The following is a 13,956-nucleotide window of genomic DNA, read 5'->3' as shown; positions in this document are numbered from 1 at the left end:
GGCCTCTCTTCGCCGATGTACGATCCGCTCCGGGAACGCGGACGGCTGGCGAAGGACGGCGAATTGTCGAGGAGGAGAGATATCCATGAGCCTGGAAGAGATCAGTCATCGCCATGATGACGACAGTGCCAAGCTGCGAGAGGCAAGCCGCATTGCCGCAGGCACCCCCATCCTCGAACTGAAGGGACTGCAGAAGAATTACGGCTACGTGCAGGCGCTCAAGCCGGCGACAGTGACGTTTCTGGCCGGCGAAATCCACGCAATCGTGGGCGAGAACGGCGCCGGCAAATCCACGCTGATCAAGCTTCTGACCGGGGTGATCAACCGAACCGCCGGCGAGATCGTCTGGTGCGGTCATCCGGTGGCGCTGGCGACGCCCAATGAGGCCATTGTCCGCGGCATCAACGCCGTTCACCAGGAAGTCGTGCTCTGCCCGCATCTGACCGTCGCCGCCAACCTCTTTCTTGGCGACGAAGTCAATAAATTCGGCCTGATGCGCAAGAAGCAGATGGTCAAGATGGCGCAGACCGTTCTCGACGATCTCGGCTTCGGCCTGCCGGCCGCCTCGCTGCTCAGCGATCTCACGATCGGCCAGCAGCAACTCGTCGCCACGGCGCGCGCCGCGATGCGCGGCACCCAGTTTCTCATCTTCGACGAGCCGACCGCCTATCTCACGCGTCAGGAATCCGCGCAGCTTTTCAAGCTGATACGTCGATTGCAGAGCGAAGGCGTGACGATCGTCTATATCAGCCATCGCATGGAAGAGGTTTTCGAGCTCGCCGACCGCGTGTCGGTGCTGCGCGACGGAACGCATGTCGGCACGCGCCTGATTGGCGAGACGAATGAAACCGAACTGATCGCGCTGATGATCAACCGCTCGATCGAGCAGGTCTATCACAAGGAAAATATCGCTATCGGCGAGACGATCGTCGATGTGCGAGGCCTTTCGGGGCCGGGGTTCAAGGACATCTCGCTATCTGTCAAAGCCGGTCAGATCGTCGGGCTTTACGGGCTGATCGGCGCCGGACGCAGCGAATTCGCGCTTGGGCTCTACGGACGCGAGAAGACGACCGCCGGCGAAATCAGCTGGATGGGGCGCAAGGTCAACATCAAGAACGAACGAACGGCGATGGAGCTCGGCATTGCGCTGGCGCCGGAGAGCCGGCGCGACCAGGGCCTTTGCCTCAACCTGCCTATTGGCCTCAACATCAACCTGCCGGTGTTCAAGCGGCTGAGCAAGGGGCCCGTCATCGGCCTTGCCGACGAAGCGAAGAATGCGGATCAGCAGATACGCGATCTGTCGATCAAGACGCCAAGCCGGAGGGTGCTGGTTTCTGCCATGTCTGGTGGCAACCAGCAGAAGGTGGTCATCGGCAAATGGCTGAGCCACGGCGCTCGACTGTTCATCTTCGACGAGCCGACTGTCGGCGTCGATGTCGGCACAAAGGCGGAAATCTACCGGCTCTTTGCCCGTTTGCTGCAATCAGGCGCCGGTATCATCCTGATCTCATCCTATTTGCCCGAGGTCTACGAGCTGGCTGACGAACTTCATGTGTTCCGCACCGGCAATCTCGTGGCCAGCCATGGGTTTCGCGAAGCGTCACACGAACAGGTACTCAGCGAAGCGATTGGCGTCTGAGCAGAAGAATAAGAGGGAGAAAGACAATGACAGTAACCCCCACCGATATTCCGGCGCCACCGCAACGGCGTAAAGTGAACATCCTGTTCGGGCTGACGTTGATCGGCCTGCTGGTCGCGCTCTGGGTAGCGCTCGGGCTCGCCACCAACAGCTTCTGGACGCCGCTCAACATCAGCAACCTGCTGCGCCAGGGTTCGATGACCGCCATCCTCGCGCTTGGCGAAACCTTCGTCATCATCACGGCCGGCATCGATCTTTCGGTCGGCGCCATCGTCGGCTTCGCGGGTGTCATCGTGGCCTGGCTTTTGCAGGCCGGCGTTCCCGTGTGGGCGGCGATCCTCATCACGCTCGCTTTCGGCGTGGCGATCGGCGCCTTCCACGGCTTCGGCATCGTGAACATGGGGCTGCCGCCCTTTATCATCACGCTAGCGACCCTGACGGCGCTGCGCGGCTTCGGACTTCTCATCACCAACGGCTCCTCGATCAACATCACCAACGAAGCCTTCTCCAACTTCTCGCGCGCCGACTTCCTCGGCATACCGAGCCTGTTCTGGATGGTGATACTGGTCGCGATACCATCCTACGTGTTGCTGCATCTCAGCCGCTGGGGTCGGTATCTTTTCGCCGTCGGCTCCAACAGCGAAGCGGCGCGCCTGTCGGGTGTCAGGGTCAATGCCATCATCTACATGGCCTACATCCTGTCGGCGACTTTCGCGGCCTTCGTCGGCGTGCTGCTCGCCTCGCGTATCGCCATCGGCAACGCCACGCAGGCGGACGGTTGGGAACTGCAGGCGATCGCCTCGTCGGTTATCGGCGGTACCTCGCTGTTCGGCGCGGTCGGCTCCGTGCATGGTCCGCTGATCGGCGCCTTCATTCTGGCCACGATCAACAACGGCGCGAACCTGCTCAACGTCAACTCGTTCTGGCAGCGCATCATCACCGGTCTCTTGATCATCGTGATCGTCTACTTCGATCAGCTGCGCCGTCGCCGCAGCTCGTAAATGCCAATACAGGGAGCCGGCCACTCGCCGGCTTCCTTTCAATAGAATGCAGGATCCGTCATGAAAGCCGTGCTTTGCCAACAACCGGGTGTTCTCGAAATCGTCGAGCGCCCCTCTCCCGGCACGCCTGAAGCCGGCTGGGCTCGGCTCGCCGTCAGCCATGTCGGCATCTGCGGTACCGACTACCATATCTTCGAGGGCAAGCATCCGTTTCTCGAATATCCGCGGGTGATGGGCCACGAGATCTCGGCAACCGTAGTGGAAACCGGCGCAGGGGTCGAGATCGCGGTCGGCACACCTGTGATCGTCAACCCGTATATCTCCTGCGGCCGATGCGTCGCCTGCCGCAAGGACAAGGCGAATTGCTGCACGGACATCAAGGTGCTCGGCGTCCACACGGATGGGGCGTTCTGCGAGGAGATCACGGTTCCTGCGGGCAATCTCTATGCGGCGCAGGGGCTGAGTCTTGAGGCGGCGGCGACGGTGGAATTCCTGGCGATCGGGGCGCATGCCGTACGCCGCTCGCTTTCGCCCGCCGGTTCGCGCGCGCTCGTCATCGGCGCCGGTCCGATCGGTCTCGGGGCTGCGATCTTTTCGCGGATCGCCGGCCATGACGTGACCCTGCTCGACACCAGCGCCGAGCGACTGGAGATGGCGGCCGAGCGCTTCGGCTTCGCATCGGGCATCGTCGCCAATGATGCGAGCCTCGACGCGGTGAAGGCGAAGACCGGCGGGGATGGCTTCGACGTCGTTTTCGACGCGACGGGCTATGGTCCCTCGATGGAGAAGGCGTTCCAGTTCGTCGCGCATGGCGGCGCGCTGGTTCTGGTCAGCGTCGTCAAGGACGATATCCGCTTCTCCGACCCCGAGTTTCACAAGCGCGAAATGATGGTGATCGGCAGCCGAAACGCGACGCGAATCGACTTCGAGCATGTGGCGGCCTCGATCGCCAATGGCCTCGTGCCGGTGGATCGGCTGATCACCCACCGCACGACGCTTGCCGATGCGCCGCGCGATCTGGCGCGCTGGGCGCATGAAAAGAGCGGGCTGATCAAGGCCGTCATCAAAGTCGGCTAAAGACTATCGATCGCCTCGCGCATCTGGCGCACGATGGACGCATCCGTTCGGTTGGGCGACGCGGCCTCGAAGCCGAAGGCGACCGCGCGGGGGTCGACGCTTGCGACGGGCGAGCTGCAGGAGCCGTGAATTTCGCGGGCGCCCGTGGCGCGCAGGATCTGCGGTGCGTTGGCGGGACGCACGCCGCTGCCCGGCATGATCGAGATCCGCCCGGCCGCCTTCTTCGATAGTCGCGCCAGTGTCTCCAGGCCATCGATGGCCTTGGGGATGCAGCCGGAGGTGAGGATGCGCTCGCAGCCGAGTTCGACGGCCTGCTCCAGTGCCGCGTCGGGATCGGGAACGAGATCGAAGGCGCGGTGCAGCGTCGAACCGAGGCCGGCTGCGTGCGCTTGCAACCGGCGCAGCAGCGGCATGTCGAGCGTGCCATCCGCAAGGTTTGCCCCGATGACCACACCGGCGAGGCCGAAGGCTCTGACGGCATCGATATCCGCCATCATCGCCGCTTCATCGCCGCCGTCGAACACGAAAGGGCCGGCATGCGGGCGGATCATCGCGTAGACGGGGATGGGTGCGGCAGCTGCCGTTTTCATCATGCCGGCGACAGGCGTGAGCCCGCCAATTTCGAGCGCCGAGCACAATTCGATACGGTCGGCACCGCCTTCGATGGCCGCCGCCAGACCGCGCGGGCTATCCACGCATACCTCAAGCAAGATTGTCACGCTTTCCTCCCTCGTCATCTCATGATCGTCCAAGCCGAAGCCTGCTCTTCCGGTTAGCATCGAAGTATCCGATTTGCGAGCGGAGACCGGAAGGCAATCGATCATCGATCGATTGGACATCGTCGTGAACAGTATTTTTGCAATCGCATCGATTTTTCAATCGTGCACACTATGTCAGTTACGCATTGGATCGGTCGCCGACAGCGCGCTGTCTTCGCCGGGGAGTTTCGAGCGGTTCGCCTTGCGCCAAGGCTTTCCGCGCCTTTGAAGGAATAAGGGGATGGTCATGCTGAAAAGAATAGCCCTTGCCGTATCGCTCTGTGCCCTGACGGCAGGTGCGGTGCAGGCCGCGGATGTCGTGGTGTCGTCTAAGATCGACACGGAGGGCACGCTGCTCGGCAACGTGATCGCGCTGGCGCTGAACGCCAACGGCATCAAGACGAAGGACCGCATCGCGCTCGGCGCCACGCCCGTGGTGCGCAAGGCCATCACCGCAGGCGAGATCGACATCTATCCCGAATACACCGGCAATGCCGGCTTCTTCTTCAACAAGCCCGACGATGCGGCCTGGAAGAATATCCAGCAGGGCTACGACATGGCCAAGAAGCTGGATTACGACGCCAACAAGATCGTCTGGCTGACGCCCTCGCCCGCCAACAATACATGGGCGATCGCCGTGCGCAACGACGTTGCCGGGAAAAATAACCTGAAGAGCATGTCCGATTTCGGCAAGTGGGTTTCCGGTGGCGGCGAGGCGAAGCTGGTGGCATCGGCCGAGTTCGTCAACACCGCCGGCGCGCTGCCCGCATTCCAGACGACCTATGGGTTCACGCTGAAGCCGGAGCAGGAAATCGTGCTCTCGGGCGGTGATACCGCTGCCACGATCAAGGCCGCCGCCGACCAGACGAATGGCGCCAATTCCGCCATGGTCTACGGCACGGATGGCGCGATCGAGGCCGCCGAGCTCACCGTGCTCGAAGACGACAAGAGCGTGCAGCAGGTCTATGCGCCAACGCCGATCATCCGCGAGGAGGTGCTGAAGGCGAACCCAAAGATCGAAGAGATCCTGGCGCCGATCTTCAAGAGCCTGACGGCCGACGAACTGCGCAAGCTGAACGGCAAGATCCAGGTCGATGGCGAGCCGGCGAAGAGCGTCGCCGAGGCCTATCTGAAGGAAAAAGGCTTCCTGAAGTAATCGCCGACGCTCCGCGTCCAGCAGTGGATGCGGAGCCGTTTTCCTTCCAGGCTGGGATGGATCGATGGAAGAAACCTTAGCGGTCCGCAGACTGGACCGGCTCGGCGTCGTTCTCGTCGTCGCGGGCGTCGCGGCGGCGGCATTGCTGCCATTCATCTACGTGAAGGCGAACCGGATCGCATCGGGCAAGCCGATGTTGCTGATGCAGCTTCTGGACCAGCCCTCCGCCATCATCCTCACCCTGCTCCTCGTTTTCTCGGCCTGCGCGGTGCTGTTTCTCGAAAACGCCTATGCGCGGCTTGCGATCTCGACGCTCTGTCTGGCGGCATTGCTGGCGGCGATCGGCTTCGTGGCGACGTCGTTTACGCCAGAGGGCAGCACGGCGGCGCGCATGACGCCGGGCGGCGGCTTCTGGGTGCTGCTCGCGGTCACATCGCTGATCATATCGGATGCGCTGGTGAAGGTGCGGCTGAAGCCGTGGATGCGGGTCGCGGCGCTTGCGGCTTACGTCTGTCTGCTCGGTGTTTTTCTCTGGTCGGGGCTGCTCGACAGTCTCTCGATCATGCGCGAATTCGCCAACCGCGGCGACCAGTTCTGGGCCGAGGCATGGACGCATGTGCAGTTGGCCTTCGGGTCGCTGGCGATCTCGGTGGCGATCGGGCTGCCGCTTGGCATCGTCTGCTTCTGGGTGCCCAAGCTTCGGGCGGCGCTCTTGCAGGGGCTGAGCCTGATCCAGACGATCCCGAGCCTCGCGCTCTTCGGCCTGCTGATGCTACCGCTCGGCTATCTCGCGGCGCATGTTCCCTTGGCGGCAGCGATCGGGATCAGCGGCATCGGCGCGGCACCCGCCCTGATCACGCTGGTGCTTTATTCGCTGCTGCCGATCGTGGCCAACACCGTTGTCGGCCTCGAGGGTGTCGACCCCGCCGTGCGCGACGCCGCAGCCGGCATGGGGCTGACGCGCCGCCAGATCCTTACCGGTATCGACCTGCCGCTGGCGCTGCCGGTCATCCTCACAGGTATCCGCATCGTGCTCGTGCAGGCGATCGGGCTGGTAACGGTGGCGGCGCTGATCGGTGGTGGCGGCTTCGGCGTCTTCATATTCCAGGGGCTTGGCCAGACGGCCATGGACCTCGTTCTCCTCGGCGCCGTGCCGACCGTCATATTCGCCTTCTCTTCGGCCGTCATTCTCGATGCGGTCGCCGACAGCATACGGGGACCTGCCGCATGAGCATGATCGACATCCGCAACGTCACGAAGCGCTACGGCGATACGACCGTGGTCGACAATGTGTCGATGGCGGTCGAGAAGGGAGAGATCACCGTCATCGTCGGAACCTCAGGGTCCGGCAAGTCGACGCTGATCCGGATGATCAACCGGCTGGTGCCGATGACCTCGGGCGAAATCCGCGTCGGCGGGCGCAACGTGGCCGATGTGCCGGAGACGGAACTGCGCCGCAATATCGGCTACGTGATCCAGGGCAACGGGCTATTTCCGCACCGTACGGTGGCGCAAAACATTGCGACCGTGCCGCAGCTGCTCGGCTGGGAGCGCGGCAGGATCGACGCCCGCGTCGACGAACTGCTCGGCCTATTCAATCTCGACCCCAAATCCTTCGCCAGGAAATATCCGCATCAGCTTTCCGGCGGCGAGCAGCAGCGCGTCGGCGTTGCGCGGGCGTTGGCCGCGGGGCCGGAGGTGCTGATCATGGACGAGCCCTTCGGCGCGCTCGATCCGGTCATTCGCGGCAAGGCGCAGGACGATCTTCTGGCGATCCAGAAGCAGTTCGGCACGACGATCATTCTCGTCACCCACGACATGGACGAGGCCTTCCACCTCAGCAACCGGATCGCGGTGATGCGCGGCGGCAGGCTGCTGCAATATTCGACGCCGGAGAAGATCATCACCGAGCCCGCCGACCCCTTCGTGCAGCAACTGACCGGGACGACCGACCGGGCGCTGAAGCGCATGTCGCTGCTGCCGCTGACATCGGGCATGGCGCCGGCCAAGGCCGGGCTCGACCACGGCCTGCCGCAGTCGCTCAGCCTGCGCGACGCGCTGGCCGAAATGATCTGGCAGGGGATCGACGAAGCCGCCGTCGAGAACGAGAAGAAGGCGGCGATCGGGTCGATCTCGATGTCGCATCTCCTGGAGCTGGGCCGCAAGGAATGAAGCTCCTCACCGCCAATCTCTTTCGCGTCGCGGCGCTGGTCCTGCTCCTGATCCTGTTGTTCCGGACGGAGTGGCTGTCCTTCCTGCTGACGCCGCTCACCAAGAACAACGCGCCCGCCGTCTACACGCAAAGCAGCCTGCCGCTTCTGGCGCTCGGGCATCTGCAGCTGGTGCTGATCTCGATTGTCGGGAGCGCCGTGGTCGCCATTCTGGGCGGGGTCTTCGTGACGCGGCGGAGCGGCGCCGATTTCCTGCCGCTGACGCGCGCCATCGCCAATGCCGGACAGACCTTTCCACCGGTCGCTGTGCTGGCGCTGGCGGTGCCGGCCATGGGCTTCGGCGCCGGGCCGACGCTGGTGGCGCTGTTTCTCTACGGGCTACTGCCGATCTTCGAAAACACCATCTCCGGCCTGCGACAGGTCTCCCCCGCCGTGCTCGATGCCGCCGACGGCATGGGCATGAACCCGACGCAGCGGCTGTTTCAGGTAGAGCTGCCACTGGCGCTGCCGCTGATCATCGAGGGCGTGAAGGTGGCGACCGTGATCAATATCGGCACGGCGACGATCGGCTCGACGGTGGCCGCCAAGGGGCTGGGCGAAGTGATCATCGCCGGGCTGATATCCGACAACACCGCCTTCATCCTGCAGGGCGGCCTGATCGTCGGCCTGATGGCGCTGTTGATCTATGATGCGGTGGGATTGGTGGAAAGCGCGATGACGCGAAGAATGGGCTTGCGCACCGCCTAAGGCAGCAGCTACCAAAGCGGCCTGATACGCACGATGGAGGCAGCCTTGGCCAAGATGATTCACTCGATGATCCGCGTTCTCGACGAAGCGCGCTCGGTCGAATTCTACGGCAAGGTCTTCGGGCTCGAGGTCGCCGACCGCATCGATTTCGACACCTTCACGCTGATCTATCTCAGCAACCGCGAGACCGGCTTCGAGCTGGAGCTGACCATCAACAAGGGCCGCGTTGAACCCTATAATCTCGGCGACGGCTACGGGCATCTGGCGGTGTCGGTCGACGAGGTCGCCGTCGAGCACAAGCGGCTCACGGAAGCCGGGCTCAATCCCGGCAAGCTTGTTGAGCTCAACCGCGACGGCAAACTGCTTGCCCTGTTCTTCTTCATCACCGATCCCGACGGCTACAAGATCGAAGTCCTGCAGCGCCACGGCCGCTACCTCTAAGAGAACCAGATGATTTCCAAGACAGACCTGTATACCGGCTGGACCCTCAACTGCAACGTTGCAGGAAAGCCGGATCTGCCGAAAACAGTGCCGGCGCATGTGCCCGGATGCGTGCATCTTGACCTACTGGCAAGCCGGCTGATCCCCGACCCCTATGTCGACGTCAACGAGATCACCAATGACTGGATCGGCCGCGAGGACTGGACCTACCGTTGCCGCTTCGACGCATCGCCCGATGCCGATCTCGTGCAGGAGCTTGTCTTCGACGGGCTGGATACGGTGGCGACGATCTCGCTCAATGGCGAAGAGATCGGCCAGACGTTCAACATGCACCGGACCTACCGCTTCGACGTTTCCGATCGGCTGAAAGCCGAAGGCAACGAGCTGGTCGTGACCTTCCGCTCGGCCTATGCCTATGGCGCGGAGATGGAAGCGCATTACGGCTACCGGCCGAACAACTATCCCGGCCCCGGCAACCTCATGCGCAAGATGGCGTGCAATTTCGGCTGGGACTGGGGACCGACGCTGGTGACGGCGGGGATATGGAAGGCAGTACGGCTGGAACGCTGGGCGAAGGCGCGGCTTGCCGAGACGCTGGTTTCGGCGACGCTTGCCGGTGGAGACGGGCTGGTAACGGTTCGCGCAAAGATCACGCGCGCGGGTGACGCCGGCGACTGCCACCTCACGGCCAGCATCGGCGGCGTCACACATAGCGAGATCGTCGCGGCCGGTACCGACGAGGTCCGCTTCCAGGTGCGCGTGCCTTCGCCGCAAATCTGGTGGCCGCATCATCTCGGCGCGCAGCCGCTTTATCCGCTGCAAATCGAACTGCGCGACGGCGAGAGCGGTGAGTTGCTCGACGATTACGCCAAACAGATCGGCTTCCGCTCGGTGCGGCTCGACACCTCCGCGGACGAGCATGGCTCGGCCTTCACCTTCGTGATCAACGATGTGCCGCTGTTTCTCTGCGGCGCCAACTGGATCCCCGACGATTGCTTCCCATCGCGGGTCACGGCCGAGCGCTATGCTTCGCGGATCGACGAGGCGAAGGCCGCCAACATCAACCTTTTGCGGGTATGGGGCGGCGGTATCTTCGAGCGGGATGAATTCTACGAGGAGTGCGACCGCGTGGGCATGCTGGTGTGGCAGGATTTCCTGTTTGCCTGCGCCTCCTATCCCGAGGAAGAGCCGCTCCGTGGCGAGGTCGAGGCGGAGGTGCGCGACAACGTCGCGCGGCTGATGCCGCATCCCTCGCTGATCGTCTGGAACGGCAACAACGAGAATATCTGGGGCTTCGACGAGTGGGGCTGGCGGCCGATCATCAAGGAGGGCGAGAGCTGGGGGCTCGGCTACTATCTCGATATCCTGCCGGGGCTCTGCGCCGAGCTCGATCCCGAGCGACCCTACTACCCCGGCAGCCCCTATTCAGGCACGATGGAGATCGAGCCGAATGCAGATGCGCATGGGTGCAAGCACATCTGGGATGTGTGGAACGACGTGGGCTACGAGGTCTACCGCAACTATATCCCGCGCTTCTGCTCGGAATTCGGCTGGCAGGCGCCGCCCAACTGGGCGACGCTGGAAGAGAGCGTGCACGACGCGCCGCTGACGCCGATCTCCAACGGCGTCTTCCATCATCAGAAGGCGACGCAAGGCAATGACAAGCTGATCCGTGGCCTGGCCGGCCATCTGCCCGAGCCGCAAACGATGAACGACTGGCATTTCGCCACGCAACTAAACCAGGCCCGCGCCATCCGCTTCGCGGTCGAGCACATGCGCTCGCACCGCGATATCTGCAAGGGCGCCGTCGTCTGGCAGTTCAACGATTGCTGGCCGGTGACCTCCTGGGCGGCGCTGGATTCGGCCGGGCGGCGCAAGCCGCTGTGGTACGCCATGCGACAGGCTTTCGATCCCCGGCTTCTGACGATCCAGCCGCGTGACGGCGGGCTTGCGGCCGTTGCCGTCAACGAGCGGACGCTGTTCTGGCGGGCGAAGATTTCGGGCAAACGGCTGCGACTTGATGGGACTGTGCTTGCCGAGTTCGAATTCTGGCGGCTGCTTTGCGACCGGTTCGAGGCGAAGGCATTCACGCTGCCTCAGGATATCGCCACCGCCAGCGATCCCGGCAATGAAATGGTCGTGGTCGACATGCTCGACCGGCGGGCGTTTCACTATTTCGTCCAGGATATCGACCTCAAGCTGCCGAAGCCGGAGATGAGGATCGAGGTCAGCAAGCGCGAGGGCGGTTACGCGGTCGCGGTGACTGCCGTCAGCCTGCTGAAGGATCTCTGCCTTATGGCTGATCGTCTCGATCCGGATGCGGTGGTGGATACGATGCTGATCACGCTTTTGCCGGGCGAAACGCATGTGTTCGAAGTGGAGACGCGGGCGGCGATGGGTGTGGCTGATATTGTGGTTGGGACGGTGCTGCGCTCGGCCAACGATCTCGTTTCAGCGGGTTGAGATAGGCCAATGCAATGCAAAAACCTCCGGCTCTCGCCGGAGGTTTTTGTGGCCGTCGGTGGGTCCCGCACGCGGCGGGACCCTTCCGTTCCGGCCTCGCGGGAGACTTACATCCAGTAGGGCGGCACGCCGTAGTAATCGTAGACCCGGCGGCCGTTATCGTTGTACCAGGTGTCGTCATCATCCGCGTAGCTTGGCGCGCCTTCGATCTGTTCCTTGGTCAGGTCGATGCGGTAGCCATCCAGCTGCGTGTCGTAGGACAGCTTGTCCCAGGGCAGCGGGTAGTGATCGTGACCGATGCCCATGAAGCCGCCGAAGCTCAGCACGGCATAGGCGACGCGGCCATCCCTCTTACCGAGGATCAGGCGCTCGATCGAGCCGATGTGCTTGCCATCGGCACCGTAGACGCGGGTGCCTTCAACGCGGTCGCTGGCGATCAGCGAGTGCGTATCCTTGACGTTCGGGTCACGGAGGGTTTTGTCGTTGTCCTGTTGCAGCATGTCTCTACTCCCTTTCGGTTGGTTCCTCGTGCCTGGCGGTTGTTGTGCCAAGCGTGTGAACTGAAAACGTCGCCCGATGCCCGTTGTTCCCGAATTTGATCCGCAATTTTGGCGGGCGTCGCAATATTGACGTTTACGTCAAGGTTATTGTAGCCTGATGCTGCTTGAACCATTCGAGCAATGACATAAGCTGCCGTATTGGAGGATGGAGGATCATCCAATAGTTTCGACGGGCGCCCCGCCGGCAGCGACAGGGAGAGAGACACGATGAACAGCATTTCCGCCCATCCTGGCGGTGAAAGGCCCGACAAGCCGTGGCTTGCCACCTATCCGGCGATCGTACCGGCCGAGCTTCCGCCGCTGGAATACGAATCACTGGCGGAGCTGCTTGAGAAATCCTGCGCGCGCTATGCCGACCGCATCGCCTTTTCCAGCATGGGCAAGACGCTCACCTACCGCCAGCTGGAAAGCCAGACGCGCAAGATCGCCGCATGGCTGCAGGCAAGCGGCCTGCAGAAGGGTGATCGCGTCGCGGTGATGATGCCGAACGTGCTGCAGAACCCGATCGCCGTCTACGGCATCCTGCGCGCCGGGCTCGTGGTGGTGAACGTCAACCCGCTCTATACGCCACGCGAACTGGAACATCAGCTGCGCGATGCCGGCGCCAAGGCGATCTTCGTTCTGGAAAACTTCGCCCATACCGTCCAGCACGTGCTCGGCCATACCGATGTGCGCCATGTTGTGGTGACCTCGCTCGGCGAAATGCTGGGCGCCAAGGGGCTGATCGTCAATCTTCTCGTGCGCAAGGTGAAGAAGCTCGTTCCCGCCTGGTCGATCCCCCGACACAAGACATTCAAGCAGGTGCTTGGTGAGGGTGACGGCGCGGCGCTGAAACCATCAGGTCTTGTCGGCAGCGACATCGCCTTCCTGCAATATACCGGTGGCACGACTGGCATCGCCAAGGGTGCGGTGCTCACGCACAAGAACCTCTTGTCGAACAAGCTGCAGCTGGAACTCTGGCTGAAATCCGCCTTCGAGAAGCGCCAGCGGCCAGATGTGCTGAACTTCCTCTGCGCGCTGCCGCTCTACCATATCTTCGCGCTGACGGTGAATTCGCTGATGGGCATGTCGCTTGGCGCGCACAACATCCTCGTCGCCAACCCGCGCGACATCCCTGCCCTGGTGCGCGAATTCTCGAAATCCAACGTCCATGTTTTCCCCGGGCTCAACACGCTGTTCAACGCGCTGATGAACAACCCTGAATTCGCCAAGGTGGATTTCTCCTCGCTGGTGATTTCGCTGGGTGGCGGCATGGCCGTGCAGCGGCCGGTGGCGGAGCGCTGGCTGACGATTACCGGCAACCATATTACCGAGGGATACGGGCTTTCCGAGACATCGCCCGTCGCCACCGCCAACCGCTTCGATTCGCCCGAATTCACCGGCGCGATCGGCCTGCCGATCTCCTCCACCGATCTCGATATCCGCAACGAGGACGGCGCGTCGCTGCCGCTCGGCGAGGTCGGTGAGATTTGCATTCGCGGGCCACAGGTGATGGCCGGTTACTGGAACAAGCCGGATGAGACGGCGCGCGCCATGACCCCCGACGGCTATTTCCGCACCGGCGACATGGGCTTCATGGATGCCCGCGGCTACACCAAGATCGTCGACCGCAAGAAGGACATGATCCTCGTCTCGGGCTTCAACGTCTATCCGAACGAGATCGAGGAAGTGGCGGCGATGCACCCTGGCATCCTGGAAGCCGCAGCCGTTGGCGTGGCCGATGGGCACTCCGGCGAGGCGGTGAAGCTTTTCGTGGTGCGCAAGGATCCTGATCTGACGGAAGCGGATGTGAAGGCGCACTGCGCGGCCAACCTTACCAACTACAAGCGGCCACGCTTCATCGAGTTCCGCACCGAGCTGCCGAAATCGCCGGTCGGCAAGATCCTGCGCAAGGATCTGCGCGCGTAATATTTCGCAATTGAGCACAACCCAAAACTGTGCTG

General features: G+C 62.9%; 12 protein-coding genes. 10 read left to right on the top strand and 2 right to left on the bottom strand.

All coding sequences use genetic code 11. From position 1 onward, the window contains the following. Nucleotides 1-85 precede the first annotated feature (85 nt). From QTL96_RS17710 to QTL96_RS17700, 3 genes are read left to right on the top strand one after another with little or no spacing between them, the layout of a single operon-like run. A complete protein-coding gene (locus QTL96_RS17710; RefSeq protein ID WP_113009845.1) occupies nt 86-1,639 on the top strand; it encodes a sugar ABC transporter ATP-binding protein in 1,554 nt (517 codons plus the stop codon). Between the two features lie 26 nt (nt 1,640-1,665). Continuing rightward, a complete protein-coding gene (locus QTL96_RS17705; RefSeq protein ID WP_113196552.1) occupies nt 1,666-2,640 on the top strand; it encodes an ABC transporter permease in 975 nt (324 codons plus the stop codon). 60 nt (nt 2,641-2,700) lie between these two features. After that, nucleotides 2,701-3,717 (top strand): zinc-binding alcohol dehydrogenase family protein, encoded by a 1,017-nt coding sequence (locus QTL96_RS17700; protein WP_289728602.1) that lies wholly within the window; start codon nt 2,701-2,703, stop codon nt 3,715-3,717. Here the strand turns inward: QTL96_RS17700 and QTL96_RS17695 are convergent. Beyond that, nucleotides 3,714-4,436 (bottom strand): copper homeostasis protein CutC, encoded by a 723-nt coding sequence (locus QTL96_RS17695; RefSeq protein ID WP_289728601.1) that lies wholly within the window; start codon nt 4,434-4,436, stop codon nt 3,714-3,716. The genes QTL96_RS17700 and QTL96_RS17695 overlap by 4 nt on opposite strands. A 286-nt stretch (nt 4,437-4,722) precedes the next feature. Between QTL96_RS17695 and QTL96_RS17690 the strand changes: the two genes are divergently transcribed. From QTL96_RS17690 to QTL96_RS17665, 6 genes are all read left to right on the top strand, one after another. After that, nucleotides 4,723-5,631 (top strand): ABC transporter substrate-binding protein, encoded by a 909-nt coding sequence (locus tag QTL96_RS17690; RefSeq protein WP_113235887.1) that lies wholly within the window; start codon nt 4,723-4,725, stop codon nt 5,629-5,631. 64 nt (nt 5,632-5,695) lie between these two features. Further along, the gene (locus QTL96_RS17685) at nt 5,696-6,862 is read left to right on the top strand and encodes an ABC transporter permease (RefSeq protein WP_289728600.1); all 1,167 of its coding nucleotides are present in this window, start codon (nt 5,696-5,698) and stop codon (nt 6,860-6,862) included. Next, nucleotides 6,859-7,803, top strand: a complete 945-nt coding sequence (locus QTL96_RS17680) for an ABC transporter ATP-binding protein (protein WP_289728599.1) — start codon at nt 6,859-6,861, stop codon at nt 7,801-7,803. The genes QTL96_RS17685 and QTL96_RS17680 overlap by 4 nt, the downstream gene beginning before the upstream one ends. After that, the gene (locus QTL96_RS17675) at nt 7,800-8,549 is read left to right on the top strand and encodes an ABC transporter permease (protein WP_289728598.1); all 750 of its coding nucleotides are present in this window, start codon (nt 7,800-7,802) and stop codon (nt 8,547-8,549) included. The genes QTL96_RS17680 and QTL96_RS17675 overlap by 4 nt, the downstream gene beginning before the upstream one ends. Before the next feature lie 45 nt (nt 8,550-8,594). Next, nucleotides 8,595-8,990, top strand: coding sequence for a VOC family protein (locus QTL96_RS17670; protein ID WP_026282962.1), 396 nt, complete (start codon nt 8,595-8,597; stop codon nt 8,988-8,990). Between the two features lie 9 nt (nt 8,991-8,999). Continuing rightward, the gene (locus tag QTL96_RS17665; protein WP_289728597.1) at nt 9,000-11,453 is read left to right on the top strand and encodes a glycoside hydrolase family 2 protein; all 2,454 of its coding nucleotides are present in this window, start codon (nt 9,000-9,002) and stop codon (nt 11,451-11,453) included. A 107-nt stretch (nt 11,454-11,560) separates the two neighbouring features. Here QTL96_RS17665 and QTL96_RS17660 read toward each other — a convergent pair whose 3' ends face one another. Further along, the gene (locus tag QTL96_RS17660) at nt 11,561-11,953 is read right to left on the bottom strand and encodes a PRC-barrel domain-containing protein (protein WP_018898279.1); all 393 of its coding nucleotides are present in this window, start codon (nt 11,951-11,953) and stop codon (nt 11,561-11,563) included. 267 nt (nt 11,954-12,220) lie between these two features. Here QTL96_RS17660 and QTL96_RS17655 point away from each other — a divergent pair, with 267 nt between their 5' ends. Beyond that, nucleotides 12,221-13,921, top strand: a complete 1,701-nt coding sequence (locus QTL96_RS17655) for a long-chain fatty acid--CoA ligase (protein ID WP_289728596.1) — start codon at nt 12,221-12,223, stop codon at nt 13,919-13,921. Nucleotides 13,922-13,956: the final 35 nt, after the last annotated feature.

The sequence above is a fragment of the Rhizobium sp. S163 genome (assembly GCF_030380805.1).
Classification (GTDB): domain Bacteria; phylum Pseudomonadota; class Alphaproteobacteria; order Rhizobiales; family Rhizobiaceae; genus Rhizobium.
The sequence above is the reverse complement of the archived record's forward strand: the minus strand, read 5'-3'. Positions and strand labels throughout refer to the sequence as shown.

What these genes read in the sequence shown, in the direction of transcription:
- QTL96_RS17660 (WP_018898279.1), bottom strand. Translation starts at nt 11,953, where the DNA reads ATGCTGCAACAGGACAACGACAAAACCCTCCGTGACCCGAACGTCAAG.
- QTL96_RS17700 (WP_289728602.1), top strand. Translation starts at nt 2,701, where the DNA reads ATGAAAGCCGTGCTTTGCCAACAACCGGGTGTTCTCGAAATCGTCGAG.
- QTL96_RS17680 (WP_289728599.1), top strand. Translation starts at nt 6,859, where the DNA reads ATGAGCATGATCGACATCCGCAACGTCACGAAGCGCTACGGCGATACG.
- QTL96_RS17685 (WP_289728600.1), top strand. Translation starts at nt 5,696, where the DNA reads ATGGAAGAAACCTTAGCGGTCCGCAGACTGGACCGGCTCGGCGTCGTT.
- QTL96_RS17655 (WP_289728596.1), top strand. Translation starts at nt 12,221, where the DNA reads ATGAACAGCATTTCCGCCCATCCTGGCGGTGAAAGGCCCGACAAGCCG.
- QTL96_RS17705 (WP_113196552.1), top strand. Translation starts at nt 1,666, where the DNA reads ATGACAGTAACCCCCACCGATATTCCGGCGCCACCGCAACGGCGTAAA.
- QTL96_RS17690 (WP_113235887.1), top strand. Translation starts at nt 4,723, where the DNA reads ATGCTGAAAAGAATAGCCCTTGCCGTATCGCTCTGTGCCCTGACGGCA.
- QTL96_RS17665 (WP_289728597.1), top strand. Translation starts at nt 9,000, where the DNA reads ATGATTTCCAAGACAGACCTGTATACCGGCTGGACCCTCAACTGCAAC.
- QTL96_RS17710 (WP_113009845.1), top strand. Translation starts at nt 86, where the DNA reads ATGAGCCTGGAAGAGATCAGTCATCGCCATGATGACGACAGTGCCAAG.
- QTL96_RS17675 (WP_289728598.1), top strand. Translation starts at nt 7,800, where the DNA reads ATGAAGCTCCTCACCGCCAATCTCTTTCGCGTCGCGGCGCTGGTCCTG.